Below are 16,508 nucleotides of genomic sequence, written 5' to 3' on the forward strand. Positions count from 1 at the left end.
ATACGCCGACTTGGATTTTTGTGCATTTTACGTTATTTTTTCCCGTAAACGGGAGGAAATGCAGGAATGGACAGTTTCTGGGGTGCATTTGCCGGGGCATTCGGCCTGGTCTTTGCACTGGATCCGGATCTCATGGAAATCATTGGCCTGTCCATGCAGGTCACCCTCACCGCTGTGTTCCTGTCCTGCCTGATCGGCCTGCCTCTCGGGGCGGCGGTTGCCTGCTTCCGCTTTCCCGGCCGCACGCTCATTTCCATTGTGCTCAACGCACTGATGGGCCTGCCGCCGGTGGTGGTCGGGCTGCTCGTCTACATGATGCTGTCGGCCTCCGGACCGCTCGGCGTGTTGCGTCTCCTCTACACGCCGGCGGCCATGATCATTGCCCAGATGGTACTGGTCATCCCGATTGTCGCCGCGCTTACCCGGCAGGTGATTGAGGATCTGAACCGCGAATATGCCGACCAGTTCGCGTCCATGGGCGTCGGTCCGCTCGATCGATTGGGAGCCATGCTCTGGGATGCCCGCCACAGCCTGTTGACCGTCGCCCTGGCCGGGTTCGGCCGGGCGGTCGCCGAAGTCGGCGCGGTCATCATTGTCGGCGGCAACATCAACCACGTCACCCGGGTGATGACCACGACAATTGCCCTTGAAACCTCCAAGGGTAATCTGCAACTGGCGCTCGCACTTGGTGTCATCCTGCTTCTGATTGCCTTTGCCGTGAACGCCGCCGTGATGGCGCTGCGCGCCTCCGCCGAAAGGTCTGCTTATGCGTGATCTCTCCTTCAACACAGCCCCCAGCGCGTCCGTGCTGCAGTCGCCAGTCGAGACCACTCCCTTGCTGGAAACCCGCGGGCTCAGTTTTTCTGCAGGCGGCGCCCGTCTTCTGAATGAGGTGGACCTGACAATCCGGCCTGGATCGCGCACGCTGATCATGGGACCGAACGGTGCCGGCAAAAGTCTGCTCCTGCGTTTGCTGCACGGCCTGCTGGAACCCGACACCGGCACGGTTCTTTGGCAGGGCAACAAACTGGACAGCATCGCCCGCAAGGCTCAGGCCATGGTGTTTCAGCGCCCCGTTCTTCTGCGCCGGTCCGTTTTCGCAAACCTGAAATTTGCCCTCGCCGTGCGCGGATTGCGCGGCAAGGACCAGGCCGAAAGGATCGGTTCCGCCCTCGCCTCCGCCGGCCTCAGTCATCTGGCAAAACGACCTGCCCGCGTGCTTTCCGGTGGTGAACAGCAGCGCTTGTCCCTGGTGCGTGCCCTTGCCTGCGACCCGGAGCTGCTCTTCCTGGATGAACCGACCGCCAATCTCGACCCGGCCTCCACAGCTTCTATTGAACAACTGGTGCTGGAGGCCAACCGGCGCGGTGTCACCATTGTCATGGTCACCCATGATACCGGCCAGGCGAAACGGCTGGGCCAGGACGTGATTTTCCTGCAGGACGGGACCGTGGCCGAAACCGGTCCGGTGGATACCGTCCTGAATGCGCCGCAGAGCGAACCGGTCCGCGCCTGGCGGGACGGCCGCCTTTATCTCGGTCCCAACACACATTCCCTTCATGCCCCTTCCGGGAGACCCAATTGATCAAGCGGATGTTTCAGGCGTTTGCCGCCACACTTCTTTTTGCCGCCCTCGCCAGCCAGCCGACATTGGCCGATGACCGGTTCATCATCGTTCAGTCGACGACCTCGACGCAGAACTCGGGCCTCTTCGATCACCTGCTGCCCACCTTCAAGGAAAAGACCGGCATCGAGGTGCGTGTCGTTGCGGTTGGCACGGGCCAGGCGATCCGCAACGCGGCCAATGGCGACGGTGATGTCCTGTTCGTGCATTCCCGGCCCGCCGAAGAAAAATTCGTTGCAGATGGGCTCGGGGTCTCGCGGGCCGACGTGATGTATAACGACTTTGTCCTGATCGGCCCGCCGGACGATCCGGCCGGCATCGCCGGCATGAGCGACATCACTGCGGCCCTTGCCAGGATTTCGGAAAGCCAGTCCCTGTTCGCCTCGCGCGGTGACGACAGCGGCACCCACAAGGCGGAGCTGCGTCTCTGGAAAGCTGCCGGCATCGATCCGGCGGAAGCCTCCGGCACCTGGTACCGTGAAACCGGGTCGGGCATGGGCGCGACCTTGAACACCGGCACCGGCATGGGCGCTTATGTGCTGACTGATCGGGCCACCTGGATTGCCTTCGGCAACAAGGCAGACTTCGGGATCGCCGTAGAAGGCGACGATCGGCTTTTCAACCAGTATGGCGTGATCCTCGTCAATCCGAAGGCCCACCCCCACGTCAAAGCCGAAATGGGTCAGACCTTTATCGACTGGCTGCTGTCCAGACAGGGCCAGCAGGCCATTGCAGACTACACCGTCGATGGCAAGCAGTTGTTCTTTCCCAACGCCAATGACGGCTCGAGCTAAATCAAAAAGGCCCTCAACCCAAAACGGTTGAAGGCCTTTGTCAGCTCCCATCTAGCTGCAGGAAACGCCGCGCGCTTTTAGAACGCGAGGCCCTTGCGCGCTTAACCTTCGCGGTGGCGGTTCCGCGGTTCGAAACCGGACTTCACGGGCTCACGCAGGTCGCGCACCCAGACCTCCCGATTGGGATGCATGCCACCGCCCCGCACGGCCGGAACCGCGGTGTGACGCGCCCGGTGCAGGAGACGGGTATCAGCAACACCGCAATTCGGATGCTGGCCACCATTGTCGGCCACGATTTTCTCCCAGGCGGCTTTGCGGGCGGCAAGCGTTGCCGCGTCATCAAGCGCCGGGCAGTTCAGCGTGTTGTTGTTGAGATCCACGATGATGGCATCACCATTCTCGACGAAGGCAATCGGACCGCCAAGCGCGGCTTCCGGCCCGACATGGCCGATTACCAGACCAACAGACCCACCGGAGAACCGGGCGTCCGTCATCAACGCGACCACAATGCCACGTTCGCGGCAAAGCGTTGTAATGCGTGAGGTCGGGTCCAGCATTTCCGGCATGCCCGGCGCACCGCTCGGCCCCTCATAGCGGACAATGATCATGTCCTTGTCCTGGAAACTGTCAGGCGCTTCATCAAGTGCCTTGATCAGGCCGACTTCGCCTTCAAAGACCCGCGCCCGCCCCTTGAAGAGATTGTCTTCCAGACCACCTTCAACGCCAGCCAGTTTCAGAATGGCTGAAAAGTCCGGAGACAGGTTACCGCCCAGCATGCGCAGGCCGCCGGTCGGCTTGAAAGGCGTTGCGACCGAATGGATGACATCGCCATCCGGTGCCGGTGTTTCCAGGTCGGCGACCTGTTCGGCGAGCGTGCGCCCGGTGCAGGTCATCATGTCGCCGTTCAAGAGCCCGGCATCGAGCAATTCCTTGACGATCACCTGAACACCGCCGACCCGGTCGATGTCGATCATCGAATACTTGCCATATGGCCGGGCATTGGTCAGCACCGGCACGACGTTCTTGGAGAGGTGATTGAACTCTTCCGGTGTCATGACGTCGCGCCAGAAGTGTTCGAAACCGGCAGCCCGTGCGATTTCCGGAACATGCAGGACCACGTTGGTCGAGCCGCCGATTGCCATGGCGACGATGACCGCATTGCGGATCGAATCCCGTTGCACGATGTCGCGCGGCTTCAGACCTTTTGCCATCATATTGGCCAGATGCGCCACCAGTTCCTTCGGGAACTCTTCCAGACGACGGCGGTCATCGGAGGCCGGGGCAACCATGTGCAACGGCTGCAGGCCAACGACACCGATGAAGGTCTGCATGGTGTTATAGGTGAACATGCCGCCACAGCTGCCGATGCCCGGGCAGGCATTGCAGGCGATCCTGTCCCGAACCGCCTGGTCCGGATGACCGGCAACCTGATAGGCGCTGACGATATCGAGGGCTTCACCCGTTTCCGGGTCACGGCCCGGGCGAATGGTGCCGTCGGACATGATGATGGCCGGCTCGTTGTGTTCCAGCACCGCCGCGAGCGTGCCAACCGGCGGCTTGTCGCAGGCAACGACGGCAATGGTGCCGGCCAGTCCGGTCGCTTCCAGATGCTCGCACAGGGAATCGTTGGTGACCTCCCGGCCCAGCAGCGAATAGCGCATTTCCCGCGTGCCGTTGCGGATACCGTCGGAGGTCGCGATGGTGAATTCCGGCTGCACCAGACGATACTTCAGATCGTCGGCACCGCTACCGATGCGGGATTTCAGATGCTCGTGGATCGCGTCGACTTTCGAAGCAACGCCGAGATAACACTGGCTGTCTCCCTTGGTGCCGACCACCCCGACCGAAGGTTCATGGATGAGTGCCGGGTCCGTGCCCAGTTCCCGGGCGACCCCGATGGTCTGCGCGGACCGGCCGGGATGTCGGTCAATCAGGACAATCTTCGAATCGGACATCTTTTTCTCTCTCACTCAAGCGCGTCGCCCCGCGCTGCCTCACTTCTGTCTCTCTCTTCTGGATACCCTCGGGGCACGCAGCTTGCAATCGCAGACGCGTGCGCCTCCCGATGAAGTCACCCTTAAAACGTCATGGACCTGCAATCCGGAGCCAGGCGCCCACTTACATTCTCATTGACCTCAGCTAGACTTGACCCTTGATTGCAACCATTTTGACTTTCACTCCGAACATTCAAGAGGCAATTCCGTGGCCTGGTTACGCGCTCTGATTTCCGCATTTTCCGTTCCCTGCCTGACGCTCGGACTGCTCTTTTTCGCCGCTTCGCTCACCCCGTCCCTGATCCCGCGCGACGCTCTGGTACAGGGTATTCTCGGCGGGCTCCTGATTGCGCTCGGCTATCTTCTCGGAAAGATCATCGGACTGCTCTGGCTGGCCGCGGACATGCCGCGCCTGAAAGGCCGGGCTGCGTTCTATCGCAGTCTTGTGCTGGCAATTGCGGCGCTCGGCTTCACGATATGGATGCTGGCCTATAGCCTCGACTGGCAAAACGCGCTCAGGATCAAGATGGGACTGGAACCGGCCGAAGCCCAGCATGTGTTGACGATACTGTCGGCGGCCGTAGCCACCTTTCTTGTCGCCTATCTGATCGGTTTTCTTGTCAGCGTCCTCTTCCGCTGGATCCGAGGACGCTTCTACCGGTTCATGCCCCCGCGGCGCGCCAACGTGCTCGGTGTCGTCGCCGTTGTCCTGATCCTCTTCTTTGTGACCCGCGACGGGATTCTCGACAATGTCGTGACCGGTCTCGACAACAGTTATGAAGCGGCCCAGGACCTCTTTGAAAATGCCCCGCCACCACCTGACAATCCCGACCAGTCCGGCTCTTCCGCGTCGCTGATCGACTGGGCCGCCATGGGCCGGCCAGGCCGGGATTTTGTGACCTCAGGGCCGGATGCGAAGGCGATCTCCGCCTTCACCGGCAAACCTGCCCTGGACCCGATCCGGGTCTATGTCGGTCGGGCCGACGGCGAAACACCCGAAGAACGCGCCCAGCTGGCTCTTGGAGAACTGAAGCGGCTCAAGGCCTTCGATCGAAAGGTGTTGGTTGTTGTCAGCCCGACCGGAACCGGCTGGATGGATCCGGGCTCCCATGATCCGCTGGAATATATGCACGGCGGCGACATCGCGACTGTCAGCGCGCAGTATTCCTATCTTCAGTCGCCCCTCGCGCTGATCCTGGAAACCCGCACTGGCCTTGATCAGGCGACCGAACTGCTGCGTGTGGTCCATGAGCATTGGAAGACCTTGCCGGAAGACAGCCGGCCGAGGCTCTACGCCCACGGATTGAGCCTCGGGGCCTGGTCGTCCATGTATGCGACCAATCTGTTTCGCCTGGTCGACGACCCGATCAACGGTGCCTTCTGGGCCGGTCCCCCCTTCCCATCCGAGCTCTGGAACTACGTCCAGAACGCGCGCAATCCCGGCACCCCCTGGATGCTGCCGACCATTGGTGACGGCTCGCTGGTGCGCTATGCGTCCCACTACGCGGATGCGTCCGAAGCCAAGGCGGACTGGGGCCGGATGCGGATCGCCTTCCTGCAATATTCCAGCGATCCGATCGTTTTCTACGATCCGCTGTCCGTCTGGCGTGCACCGCCCTGGATGAACGACCCACCAGCGCCGGATGTCTCGGACCATCTGACCTTCATTCCGATTGTCACCCAGTTCCAGTTGGCCCTCGACATGGCACTCGCCTTCGGAGCGCCTCCGGGCCATGGTCACGCCTACTACGCCCAGGACTACATCGTCCCCTGGGTTCAGGTCACCGCCCCCAAGGACTGGACCGAAGAGGACACGGCCCGCCTGAAAGCCCATTGCGATTTCGGCTTCCAGAAGGGCTGCGACAATAGCAGCGAATAGTGCGTGCGGTTAGTCTGGTCGCCCGTGGAGCCACCATGCGACTGGGACGATGGCAAACTCCAGCGCAGCGTAAAATACCAGGATCGGCGACGGCCAACCGTCTATGGCCAAGCTTAGCACCCGCCCGATGACCAGACCGCCCGCAAACACGATGGTTGTCAGAATCGCAACGTTCTTGTGTTGGTCGGTAATTGCGCAGAACAACCAAAAGACGCCAAGTGCGAGATAGAGACACATGACAGCCCTGAGGATGTGGGCAAAATCAACAGGCAGTTCAGAAATACCCAGGAAGCTTTGGGCGAACCAGGAAGGACTTATCCCGTAAAGCAGGGCAATCGCCGACACCATGCCGAATGCGGCGAACAAATAGGCATTCTTCAGGTTCATTTTCACACCCCGGTTGGAGACAAGTTCTCTTTGGGGCAGCCTAGAACGAAATGGTTTGCGTCAAAACCTGCGGAACGCCTGTTTCTGAACGACTTGCAGGAAAAGCGTCATGCTGAAGGTGCTGGAGGCCTCAGATACGCAGTTGAATTTGATCGTATGGCGTATCTACGAAAAGGGTGATCACACACCGCAGACGCAAGCTGGCTGCCCTCGAAGGGGCAATTGTTGAAGTCATCTCATTCGACCACTCTCGCCAACAACGCTTATTCCGGCCAGAGCGCTGTTCCGGGATGGAACTGCGACCAGGCGAACCAGAACGCCTGGTGGCTGCCAAGGTCGGCGCCATCGCTGCCGACCGCCTTTATGCCACCGGCATCGAGCTCCAGACGCACATTTTCAAAGGCGATTTCCTCGCCTTTCTGCAGAGCGGCCATGGCCTTGCTGCGCTGAAAGGCGACCGGCTTTCCGGAGGCGGCAATCGCCCCGATGATATCTTCATGCACCGGCAGGCGCGGATCGACATCCCCGACCGGAAAGATCGGGCCGTTGGCATCCCGCGTGTTGCGGAAGTCCGGGTCCCGGCCGAGCGCGTAGCGTTCCTTCAGCACCGTTGTGTCCGGGTGTTCCTTCTTCCACCTGCCCCAGTCGGTCGTGACCACGCTCGTCTGCTCGAGCTGCAGTCCTTTTTCGGCAAGCGGCCCTGTCACCGCGTGCCCCAGAAATGTATCGAACACGGAATAGGTGTTGAGGTCGTACATCACCTTGTTGGACCGGATCAGAAGACCAGACGTGCGCAGGATCGGCCGTTCGATGCCGTCTGGCAGGTTGTCTGTAAAATAGGCCTGCGCCGCGCCGCACAAGGTGCAGTAGGGAATGCCGAGATCTCGTCCACCCAGCGTGTCGTTGACCATCTCGCGCACTTCCATGATCTGCCTCGGATAGGCCCGGGACTCGCCATTGATCGTAATGCCGAAGACGATGTCGTCATCATCGAGCCAGGTCGCTTCCGCCGCGCTGATCACCTCCGGATTGTCGGCAGCAGGAATGCAGTTGCAAAGATCGTCGGTGCGGTCATGCGGGCGGTTGTCGATCAGGACACCACCCCAGGACACCATGCGCCAGTCGATGTCGCCCTCGATGAAGATCCTGTCCCAGCCGGGGATGACGCCGGTGAAGATCGCCCGTTTGGAAGCAAGATAGTCTGGCGGCGCCGGAATATCCCAGGCGATCAGGTGATCTGTCAGCATGCCCCAGGCGTTCTGCGTTCTGATCTCCGCGCCGAGAAGCTCGCTGGAAGCCGACGCAAGGACAGCCGTCAATTGAGGGGACGTGGCAAACCGCATGAGATCGCTGATGATCCAACCGATGCGCGGATCCTTCGAGGCCGTGATCTCGTTCAGGGCATCCATCTGGTCGCGCCCCCAGGTGCCGTTCTTGACCGGATCGACAAAAGCCACCCGGATCGCATTCTGAAGATCTTCTGACAAGGGGCCTTCAGGAATGGCCGGTCTCGTCCCGAAGGTCTCGATCACATAGTCGGGCAAGGCCTTTTCAGCCTCCGCCCTGACCGTCTGGATCCCGAACGACAGGAACACCGCAAGGGCAAGCCCCGCCAGGAAAAGATGAAACCGGACACCGATAGCCACTGCCATTTTGCAGCCTTTCAAAAAGCCGGTCAGCCTGGGAAGACGCGGGTGGCAGACCGTGTTTGCTCCTGCATGGTCCGCCGATGGAAGGGGCTGTCCCGACATTCCGGCAAGCGCATGCAACTCGGCAGATATCCTAGGGCGCGGCCAATTCGGGTCGCCAATCACAAACAGATTAGAGGTCTGTGAAATCGACCTTTAACCCCCTGACAGCGCTTGGGATTGCACCGCTGACCGTCCTGCGTTCAAGACGACGTGATTGGTAGCGCCGGGCCCGCAGCGTTATCCAGTGGCAATGCGCCTGCTGATCCTGATTGCCCTGCTGATCCTGCCGATTGACGTCGCTGCCGCGGAAGATCGCAGAGTATTCTTCGGCACCTGGGGCACGGCGCACCAATGCGCGCGCAAACCGGTCAAGCCGGGTGGAACCTTCCTGGCAGAGCCTTATGAAATCAGTGACGAGTGGCTGCGTCAGGGCCGGCTCTGGTGTCTGTTGAGCTGGGGCCCGATCGAAAAACGCCCCGATGGATATTTCTCCGGCGCCCATGCGCGCTGCGGCGAGGACACCGTCCGGCAGTATTTTCTGGGCATGGTCCTGTCAGACGGTGAATTGACACTCCGCTGGGGCTTTCCTACCTCCAGCGGACCCTTGAAACAATGCCCGAGGTCTTGAGCAATCACCGCCTCACATCGTCCAGACATTTACGGCCGTCTGACGCCCGCGCAGCTTGATCGGGTCCCTGAGGGAAAATCTGGTCTGAGGCGCCTCCGGGCTGTCGGACTGGGCAGCCTGTTTCATCAGGTCCTCGCTCACCACACAGCGGCAGCCAAGTTCCCGTGTCGAGGCCTCCAGCCGGCTGGCGACGTTGACGGTGTCGCCGACAACGGCAAACTCGAGGCGCCTGGACGGTCCGATATCCCCCAGGATGACCGGACCGAAATGCACGCCGATCGACACCTTGATCGGTGAAATGCCCCTGGCCTCCAGATCCTTGTTGAAAGTTTCTGTTTCCTCGATCAGCTGCGTTGCGGCTTTCAGCGCGTTGGCCGCGTCGCCGGGCCTGGTTTCCGGCGTACCGAACGTTGCCATGACACCGTCCCCCAGATACTTGTCCAGCGTACCGCCGTTCTGGAAGATCGAGCGCTCAACGAAGGCGTGGTAATGGCGCAGAAGGTCCATGACCTCGTCCGGAGAATGCTGTTCTGCAAACTCGGTAAAGCCGACAATGTCGGTAAAGAGCACGGCGACATTCTGGGTGCGCACCGCGCCGATATCGCGGTCGGTGGAGGCCAGGACATCGACCAGGCTGGACGGGAAATAGCGGGACAGATTGGCACGCTCGGCGGCAAGGTCTGCCTGCCGCATCAGGAGTTGGTTCGAGCGCCATCCCTTGACCGTGAGAATGGCGGCAACGATCAGAATGATCAGCACTTCCTGGACCCGGATTGTCGGGCGAATGCTGTTCGGGTCGAATTCTTCCTGCAGGATCGGGTATCCCTGAAACGCGTTATCCGCAGCACCGGTCAACTCCGGTATGGTGTGTCCGAACCAGCCGACACCGACAAAGCCGATCACCCAGAGAGCCGCCACCCAGATGCCGATGCCCCAGATGGTTCGCCACGAATAGGCGAGCGTGCTCAAGGCCAGGAAGATGAAGAAATAGATGAAGCCCTCGAACCGATAGACAAAGGCTGTGGGAATATCCTGTCCAAGAAAAGGGTTCGGAATGATGATGACCGCCGTCAGCAGAACAAGATCGAGGAGGATGAGTCCGAGTTCGCTCTTTGAGTAGCCGACCTTTGCCATGCGCAGCTGCAGCCAGCCAAGCGCAATGAAGAGCAGAATGAAAGCTTCGTAGTAAAGAACGTTGAGGTTCGGGTTGAGGAACGGTAGCAGGAGCCCGACGGCACCAAAGGCTATCGTGCGGGCTATGATCGCGATCCGGTGGCCGGCCATTTTTTCGTCCGCGATCGCCTGGGCCAGAAACGGATTGGTCTTTGCCTGCCGTTTTTCCTCTTCCCGCAAGCGCCGCATCCAGCTTGGGAAATTGAGCAGCGAGAGTGTGTTTTTCCGAGACATGCGTCGGGTTCCCCGGTGAAGCTTGCAGGAGGGCGCGGTCAGCACGTGGACCAGATCAGGGTCCAACCGCTGTCAACGAGTCACAACCTACCGGATAGCACTGCCGACCGCCATGCCGAGACGACACGGGAGCACAGGCTGCGCCCGCCGCAAAACCACAGATTGAGGGTGGAAGAAATCGTCGTGCGAACCCCGGTCTGGAAAAATCAGGGAGGCAAGCGCGAATTTGACAACTGATTGCAAAGGGTTCTGCTGACCTTATTCGTTTTCTTCAATCAACCGGGCAACAAGGGCCGAATCCAGATAGGCACGGACCTTGGCAATCCTGCCGTCCCTGTCAAAGGTGCAGACCCAGCAATAGGTATTGTCGAAAGGTTTGCCGTTGTTGGCGGTCGAGAGGGCCCGCAATTCAACAATAGCGACATCGCCATCCACGTGGAGATCAACGACCTTCAGGATCACGCCGTCCTTCAGGACCTTTCCGAGCCGTGCAAATGTGGCGTCGAGGAAGGCACGTTTGGACCTGTAGTGCCCCGCAAGCGGATGCGTGCCCATGACGGTCCAGTCGACATCGTCCCGAACCCTCTCGAAAAACTGGTCACTGTGCCCCGTCTCCAGATTTGAAAACAGGGCTTTTACAGTGTCTTTGCTCAACATTGACATATCTCCGTTCCGGCCATCGCTGTTCAGGCCGCGGGTTGGAATTGCCAGCGAAACAGCGTTTGCCGTTTCAGGCAAGTTTCATCGTGACGATCCCGGCAATGATCAGAAGCGCTGCGACCGCGCGCTGCAAGCTGACCGTTTCACCAAGAAACATGACCCCGACCACGAAGGCGCCGACGGCGCCGATGCCAGTCCAGATCATGTAGCTTGTGCCAAGGGGCAGGCTGCGCATCGAGAGTGACAAAAGACCGAACGAAGCAATCATCGCCCCAAGCGTGATGAGTGTTGGTGTCAGGCGCGTGAAGCCATGCGACTCCTTCATGAAAAACGCCCAGACGATCTCCAGCAGACCGGCGACAAAAAGAAAGACCCATGCCATGGTGGTGTCCCTGGCGGGTCGTCCCGTTCGTGTTGAGGAAAATGGAGGTCGTCCTCCGACGCTTGAGGTGGGGACGGGTTTCAGCAAAGCAAATGAAATTTCGGTAATGTCGAGAATGCCCGGGCGCGGTGAATAACAGGAAACCGGTTCCTGCCGAGCAGTCTTGTACGCACTAGAAGGCCCCGCCAACGAAGACTTCCAAGTCAGACTGACTAGGTGCCGTTGGCAAGTGCTCTCCTTACGATCTCCTCCGCCTCACCACTGTCACGCATTTCGGCCAGAACGGCTTCGATCCGTGGAAGCAATGCACGATGCCGGATGTGAAGATAGTGATAAAGCGGTTCGATTTGAAAAGGGGGGCCGAAGGGGACGATTCCGGACAGTTTCAGCTTGGCGATCATCAGGCCACCGTCGATCCGGTCGCTTATCACTGCGTCCAGCTTGCCGGAGGCCAGCAACCGGAACAGCTCGCCTTCATCCGGCGCCGTCCAGACATTTGAAAAACCTTCCGTAAAGATCTCCGCATGCACCGCCCCCACAAGGTAGCCGACATGTTTCTGAGGCAGGTTTTCAAGGGTCACGGTTTTTAACTTGCGCTCCTGAACGAAGACCATTCCCTCCAGCAAGACCGTGGGCGTCGGGACGCGAAGCAAACTCGGGAACCGGTCTTCCACGTCACGGATCCGGATAACCTCGCCATCAACGTGCCCGGTCGAGGCCAACACAAGAGATCTGGAGCCAGAGGTTTCATATATCTCCACCTCTATTCCCAGTTTGGAATAAGCTCGTTTCAGAACCAGACCACCAACCGTCGACAAGGACGACCCTTCAAACGTCGAGAAGACAAGACGTTCTGCGGCTTTCACCGGCGAAACCGCCAATACGCACACAACAAGAATCAGCGAGATTCTTCTCTGCAGTGCCCAGGCAAATGCGGCGTTCAAGAGACTCTCCATTCCTCTTTCCCGACATCCTCATCGCATGGAAACAAAGTAAAACAGACACTCCAATGAACAGTTAATTACACACCTGACCTTGCTTTCGGAGACTACCATTAGCTGTCTGAAGAAAATTTCAGCACACCGATAGTTGAAATTAGATTTATATTTACAACCATCCCCGTCACGATAAGCGAAAAAACTGCTTTCCAGCTCTGTGCTGAGCCCGGGTCCTCCGAGATAAGCCGACCACCTAGTCGTCTGACAAAAACGGTCGCACAATTGTGCAGGCCCAATACCCGACAACACGATCGCGTCATCTTCCAGGCAACTTTATTCGGTCGGGCCATTTTGCTTACGGCAACGTTCAGATCTTGACTTTTATGTGTATCTACACATTTATAAGTGCAGATACACTTTTATGAGATCCCGTCATGAGCGACTTCGATGCCTGTGCCTGCATGAACCTGCGCAAGACCACGCGCCTGATCGCCCAGTTCTATGATCAGCGCCTGCAGCAGGGCGGGCTTAAGAATACGCAGTTCACGCTGCTCGTGGTGCTGCGCCAGCACGCTCCGGTTTCCATCACCCGGCTCGCCGAGCTGCTCGGCATGGACCGGACGACCCTCACCCGCAACGTGCGGGTGCTGAAAAAGAACGGTTTGATCGGCGAGCGTCCCGGGGAGGATGCGCGCGTACGCTTGCTGGCGTTGACTGAAAGAGGAGAAACCGCAATCGCCGAGGCCACGCCATTCTGGCGCCAGGCACAGGCGGATTTCCTGGAGAAATTCGGCGAAGACCGCTGGCAGATCCTGAAACAGGAATTGGCCGATATCAACTACGTCATGAGCTGAGCCCTCATGCGCATGGCCACAGGTTCAACTTTCCAGCTCCAATAGGTGTAGATACACTTAAAATGAGGTAAAACATGCAAGGCCCATCTGATGTTATCGCGGCGCCCGTCGCACGTGACCTTCCGAACCAAGAGCAATCTGTAGCGCGTGAACGGTTGCGCGCCCCGTCCCCATCTGCGCCCGATGTTCGCATGGCGACCGAACATCGGGGCCTTGTCGAGAGCCTCGTGCCAGCCGAGGGGTTTGCAGACCACCTCACGTCACCCAATCCGGATCGCAGTTTCCATGCCCCGCTGCATTTTTTCGAAACGGTGATGTCTTACGGACGGAACACAGATCCCCGCGCCACGCTCCTGATGCTCAATGGCTATCTCAACGCCAATCAGCAGGCCGTGGGCATCCCTTTCTTCGAACGCCTATTGAGCACACATGGCGCCAACATGACCGACGATGTACGGGCCGTCTATATTGCTGCGCTCGCGATCCTACGCGCCACCCACGCCGAGCGAGTACCCTTGCACAGGCGCATTCCCTGGGTTCTGAAAAGCTTCCGGATCCTGGAGGAGGCCCGGCACCTAACGGCGGGTGAAGACCCGGTGGTTCGGTGGGCCGCCGGACAGATCTATGCACAGGTGCCGTTTTTCTTCGGCAAGAAGAAGCAGGCCTATGAGGATCTCAACTGGCTGGCGGAGCGCCCGGAAACAGAACCCGTTTTCGGCTTTTACCGCGAGGTCTATCGCCAGCTTGCCCGCTTGCACGAAAATGACGGACGCAAGGATCTGGCGAATGATTTCTGGCGCCGCAGCGGCTTTGACAGCTACCAGCCGAACGCCATGCTGATGGGCTGGTTCACCGCGACCGTGGACGCCGGCGCCACCATGGCACCCGAGCCGGTGCTGGACGAAATCATTCCTGGCCGTGTCTTTGCCCTTTATGGCTTCGGCTATTCCGACATCTATTTCGTGGTGTCGGACGATGGTAGGGAACTTCTTGCCGTGGACGCCGGCACCCAGCCGCACTCGCTGCAGGCCGCACATGACTACCTGCTGTCACATCACCCGGATCTGCCACCGGTCAGCAAGGTGTTCATCACCCATTCCCACTGGGACCACATCGGCGGGCACAGCTATATTCGCAAGGTCTTTCCGGAGGCAGTTTTCTACGGTCGAGACAATTACCAGGCCGTTGTCGACCGCGTCGACCGGCATCACAGCTACAGTCTCTTTCGCGGACAGGACTTCGACCATCGATGGGTGGCGGCTTACGCACCCGATGTGCCGGTCGGCGACCGCCTGGAGCTGACGGCCGGCGGCACGACAATCGAACTTGTCCCGGTCACCGGAGGCGAGACGGAAGACGCGCTTCTGGTTCATTTCCCAGGCCTTGCCACGATCTTTGTCGGCGACATCGTCATGCCCTGGTACGGCGAACCCTGGGTCAACGAAGGCTTCATGGATGGCGCCGTCGACAGCATAGACGCGGTCCTGACCAGACAGCCGAAGCACATACTGCATGGCCACCACCCGCTGACGGCCCTTTATGGACCGGAGCAACTGGCGGCCTTCCGGGAGCATTATGTCTGGCTGGTTGATGCCGTGCGCAAGCACATCAACCACGGCTATTCGGCCAAAGACATCATCCGGCTCAATCTTGTGCCACCCGGTCTGCAAGACCAGCCAGAGGCCTATCTTTCCTTCCTGGCAGCGCGGGACAATGTCATTGCCCGCACGGCAGACCACATGGTGGGCATCTGGCAGGAGGACCGCACGGGCCAGGACCCGCAGGGTCTCGACGCTTTGGTCAGCGCCGATTTTGGCCGTCTGCTGGAGCATTATCTCGGCCTGTCGGCAGACCAGGCCGCTCGGGCTATCCGCAAGATGATCCGAGACGGCGACAATGAACTGGCGCTCAAATTCGCGATCGCGGCCGAACAGCGTTTTGGCCGGAGCGTGGCACTGACAGCTCTCAAACGCGAGGCTGCGGACAGGCTGCGCAGCGCCATCCAGTTTTTCGATCCGTTCCGTTTTGTCACCTACACCGAAATGATCGGTCAGGAACACAAGCCGATGCCGGACCCTTCAACGGCCAATTGAGCGTCGGCAAACAGGCTTGCGAGATCCATGGTCCCGCCACCTCCCCTCATTCCCCCGCGGAGTACTTCCCATGACCCGTTCAATGACCCTGCCCCTGTGGGGTGTTCTGATCGTGACGGCGACCCTGTTCGGATCGTCCTTCCTGTTCATCAAGATTTCCCTAGCCGACATACCGCCCTTCACGCTTGCGGCAGGCCGCGCTGCCCTTGCAGCCATTGCCGTGATCCTGTTCCTTTATCTCTCCGGTGGACGATTGCCCAGACCTGGCAAAATCTGGGTTCCCATGACCGTGCTCGGCCTGCTCACAGCCGTCTTGCCCTATGTCGCTATTGCCTTCGGGCAGCTTCACATCGACAGCAGTCTCGGCGGCATCCTTTTTGCGACCATCCCGGTGTTCAGTGTCCTGATCGCACCGTTGGTCCTCAAAGAGGAGCAGCTGACGCCTTCTCGGATAACCGGTGTGCTGACCGGTTTTGCCGGCGTTATTTTGGCGATTGGACCCGATGCTTTGTCTGGCCTTGGCACTCAGCTTCTGGGGGCGGGTGGCACAATACTCGCGGCCCTGAGCTATGCCAGCGGCACTATATTCGCGCGGACCCTGGGCGGTACAAGCCCCATCGTTCTCGCTGCCGGGCAATTGTTCGTCGCTGCACTGGTACTCATTCCGGTCAGCCTGCTCGTCGATACGCCCTGGACGTTGTCGCCTGCTCCCGGCCCTTTGGCAAGTCTGGTCCTCGTCGCGCTTTTGAACACGGCCATACCGGTACTGCTGATGTTCTGGCTGGTGAGGAATGCAGGCGCATCGAACACATCGCTGCTGGCCTTTTTCATGCCCGTCGCATCGGTCCTACTGGGGGTTCTGGTCATGGGAGAAAGCCTGGGCTGGTTCGTGGTCCTGGGCTTCGGTTTCATCATTTCCGGTGCCGGTCTCGTCACCGGCACCTTCCGGCTCCACCGACGTGCTGTGCCCAGACGAAGCTGACGGCATTAAAGAAAGTTGAGCTGGCGCTGGCATCAGGTCCTTGGGTCTTTCAGACAAGCCGGCCCCGAGCGTCGGCACATGGAACAAAATACTGGTCATTCGACTTGTGTTGCTTTCTACACCCGAATAATTCTGGTTCTGCGATTTAATCGTGGTGATTGAACAACGCAGTGAGGTGTCAGCATGACCGAATAC

The 16,508-nt window shown here is 59.6% G+C and carries 15 protein-coding genes; 8 read left to right on the top strand and 7 right to left on the bottom strand.

The window, feature by feature from the left end; translation table 11 throughout:
• Positions 1-66 precede the first annotated feature (66 nt).
• From ACO6TG_RS09875 to ACO6TG_RS09885, 3 genes are read left to right on the top strand one after another with little or no spacing between them, the layout of a single operon-like run.
• On the top strand, positions 67-774 hold the full coding sequence (locus tag ACO6TG_RS09875; protein WP_422378021.1) for an ABC transporter permease: 708 nt from the start codon (positions 67-69) through the stop codon (positions 772-774).
• Complete coding sequence (locus tag ACO6TG_RS09880; protein ID WP_422378022.1) at positions 767-1,585, top strand: ATP-binding cassette domain-containing protein; 819 nt, start codon at positions 767-769, stop codon at positions 1,583-1,585. Before ACO6TG_RS09875 ends, ACO6TG_RS09880 begins: the two co-directional genes overlap by 8 nt.
• The gene (locus ACO6TG_RS09885) at positions 1,582-2,418 is read left to right on the top strand and encodes a substrate-binding domain-containing protein (protein ID WP_422378023.1); all 837 of its coding nucleotides are present in this window, start codon (positions 1,582-1,584) and stop codon (positions 2,416-2,418) included. The genes ACO6TG_RS09880 and ACO6TG_RS09885 overlap by 4 nt, the downstream gene beginning before the upstream one ends.
• A gap of 101 nt (positions 2,419-2,519) precedes the next feature.
• On the opposite strand, the gene ACO6TG_RS09890 is transcribed toward ACO6TG_RS09885, so the two are convergent.
• Positions 2,520-4,373: a dihydroxy-acid dehydratase gene (locus ACO6TG_RS09890; protein ID WP_422378024.1), complete on the bottom strand. Its 1,854-nt coding sequence runs from the start codon at positions 4,371-4,373 to the stop codon at positions 2,520-2,522.
• Positions 4,374-4,620: 247 nt separating this feature from the next.
• On the opposite strand from ACO6TG_RS09890, the gene ACO6TG_RS09895 reads away from it, so the two are divergent.
• On the top strand, positions 4,621-6,291 hold the full coding sequence (locus ACO6TG_RS09895) for an alpha/beta hydrolase (RefSeq protein ID WP_422378025.1): 1,671 nt from the start codon (positions 4,621-4,623) through the stop codon (positions 6,289-6,291).
• A gap of 9 nt (positions 6,292-6,300) precedes the next feature.
• Here the strand turns inward: ACO6TG_RS09895 and ACO6TG_RS09900 are convergent, their stop codons facing one another.
• Together ACO6TG_RS09900 and ACO6TG_RS09905 are read right to left on the bottom strand one after the other, a co-directional pair.
• The gene (locus ACO6TG_RS09900) at positions 6,301-6,678 is read right to left on the bottom strand and encodes a DUF4345 domain-containing protein (protein ID WP_422378026.1); all 378 of its coding nucleotides are present in this window, start codon (positions 6,676-6,678) and stop codon (positions 6,301-6,303) included.
• Positions 6,679-6,941: 263 nt separating this feature from the next.
• Positions 6,942-8,330, bottom strand: coding sequence for a DUF3179 domain-containing (seleno)protein (locus ACO6TG_RS09905; RefSeq protein ID WP_422378027.1), 1,389 nt, complete (start codon positions 8,328-8,330; stop codon positions 6,942-6,944).
• 283 nt (positions 8,331-8,613) lie between these two features.
• On the opposite strand from ACO6TG_RS09905, the gene ACO6TG_RS09910 reads away from it, so the two are divergent.
• Positions 8,614-8,997, top strand: a complete 384-nt coding sequence (locus ACO6TG_RS09910) for a hypothetical protein (RefSeq protein ID WP_422378028.1) — start codon at positions 8,614-8,616, stop codon at positions 8,995-8,997.
• Positions 8,998-9,009: 12 nt separating this feature from the next.
• On the opposite strand, the gene ACO6TG_RS09915 is transcribed toward ACO6TG_RS09910, so the two are convergent.
• From ACO6TG_RS09915 to ACO6TG_RS09930, 4 genes are all read right to left on the bottom strand, one after another.
• On the bottom strand, positions 9,010-10,404 hold the full coding sequence (locus ACO6TG_RS09915; RefSeq protein ID WP_422378029.1) for an adenylate/guanylate cyclase domain-containing protein: 1,395 nt from the start codon (positions 10,402-10,404) through the stop codon (positions 9,010-9,012).
• A gap of 258 nt (positions 10,405-10,662) precedes the next feature.
• Positions 10,663-11,061, bottom strand: a complete 399-nt coding sequence (locus ACO6TG_RS09920; protein WP_422378030.1) for a nuclear transport factor 2 family protein — start codon at positions 11,059-11,061, stop codon at positions 10,663-10,665.
• A 73-nt stretch (positions 11,062-11,134) separates the two neighbouring features.
• Positions 11,135-11,446, bottom strand: a complete 312-nt coding sequence (locus tag ACO6TG_RS09925; protein ID WP_422378031.1) for a DMT family transporter — start codon at positions 11,444-11,446, stop codon at positions 11,135-11,137.
• 212 nt (positions 11,447-11,658) lie between these two features.
• Positions 11,659-12,390 (bottom strand): substrate-binding periplasmic protein, encoded by a 732-nt coding sequence (locus ACO6TG_RS09930; RefSeq protein ID WP_422378032.1) that lies wholly within the window; start codon positions 12,388-12,390, stop codon positions 11,659-11,661.
• A gap of 428 nt (positions 12,391-12,818) precedes the next feature.
• Between ACO6TG_RS09930 and ACO6TG_RS09935 the strand changes: the two genes are divergently transcribed.
• The 3 genes from ACO6TG_RS09935 (at position 12,819) to ACO6TG_RS09945 (ending at position 16,313) form a co-directional block, all read left to right on the top strand.
• Positions 12,819-13,238 (top strand): MarR family winged helix-turn-helix transcriptional regulator, encoded by a 420-nt coding sequence (locus tag ACO6TG_RS09935; protein ID WP_422378033.1) that lies wholly within the window; start codon positions 12,819-12,821, stop codon positions 13,236-13,238.
• A gap of 191 nt (positions 13,239-13,429) precedes the next feature.
• Entirely contained in the window at positions 13,430-15,331 is a 1,902-nt protein-coding gene (locus ACO6TG_RS09940; protein ID WP_422378034.1) for an MBL fold metallo-hydrolase, read from the top strand.
• 70 nt (positions 15,332-15,401) lie between these two features.
• Entirely contained in the window at positions 15,402-16,313 is a 912-nt protein-coding gene (locus ACO6TG_RS09945) for a DMT family transporter (protein ID WP_422378035.1), read from the top strand.
• The last annotated feature ends 195 nt before the right edge of the window (positions 16,314-16,508 follow it).

The organism is Roseibium sp., from assembly GCF_965233565.1.
In the GTDB taxonomy this organism is placed as follows: Bacteria; Pseudomonadota; Alphaproteobacteria; order Rhizobiales; family Stappiaceae; genus Roseibium.

Excerpts from the sequence above, each read along its gene's own strand:
- ACO6TG_RS09875 (WP_422378021.1), top strand. The coding sequence starts at position 67 with ATGGACAGTTTCTGGGGTGCATTTGCCGGGGCATTCGGCCTGGTCTTT.
- ACO6TG_RS09880 (WP_422378022.1), top strand. The coding sequence starts at position 767 with ATGCGTGATCTCTCCTTCAACACAGCCCCCAGCGCGTCCGTGCTGCAG.
- ACO6TG_RS09890 (WP_422378024.1), bottom strand. The coding sequence starts at position 4,373 with ATGTCCGATTCGAAGATTGTCCTGATTGACCGACATCCCGGCCGGTCC.
- ACO6TG_RS09900 (WP_422378026.1), bottom strand. The coding sequence starts at position 6,678 with ATGAACCTGAAGAATGCCTATTTGTTCGCCGCATTCGGCATGGTGTCG.
- ACO6TG_RS09905 (WP_422378027.1), bottom strand. The coding sequence starts at position 8,330 with ATGGCAGTGGCTATCGGTGTCCGGTTTCATCTTTTCCTGGCGGGGCTT.
- ACO6TG_RS09915 (WP_422378029.1), bottom strand. The coding sequence starts at position 10,404 with ATGTCTCGGAAAAACACACTCTCGCTGCTCAATTTCCCAAGCTGGATG.
- ACO6TG_RS09920 (WP_422378030.1), bottom strand. The coding sequence starts at position 11,061 with ATGTTGAGCAAAGACACTGTAAAAGCCCTGTTTTCAAATCTGGAGACG.
- ACO6TG_RS09925 (WP_422378031.1), bottom strand. The coding sequence starts at position 11,446 with ATGGCATGGGTCTTTCTTTTTGTCGCCGGTCTGCTGGAGATCGTCTGG.
- ACO6TG_RS09935 (WP_422378033.1), top strand. The coding sequence starts at position 12,819 with ATGAGCGACTTCGATGCCTGTGCCTGCATGAACCTGCGCAAGACCACG.
- ACO6TG_RS09940 (WP_422378034.1), top strand. The coding sequence starts at position 13,430 with ATGGCGACCGAACATCGGGGCCTTGTCGAGAGCCTCGTGCCAGCCGAG.
- ACO6TG_RS09945 (WP_422378035.1), top strand. The coding sequence starts at position 15,402 with ATGACCCGTTCAATGACCCTGCCCCTGTGGGGTGTTCTGATCGTGACG.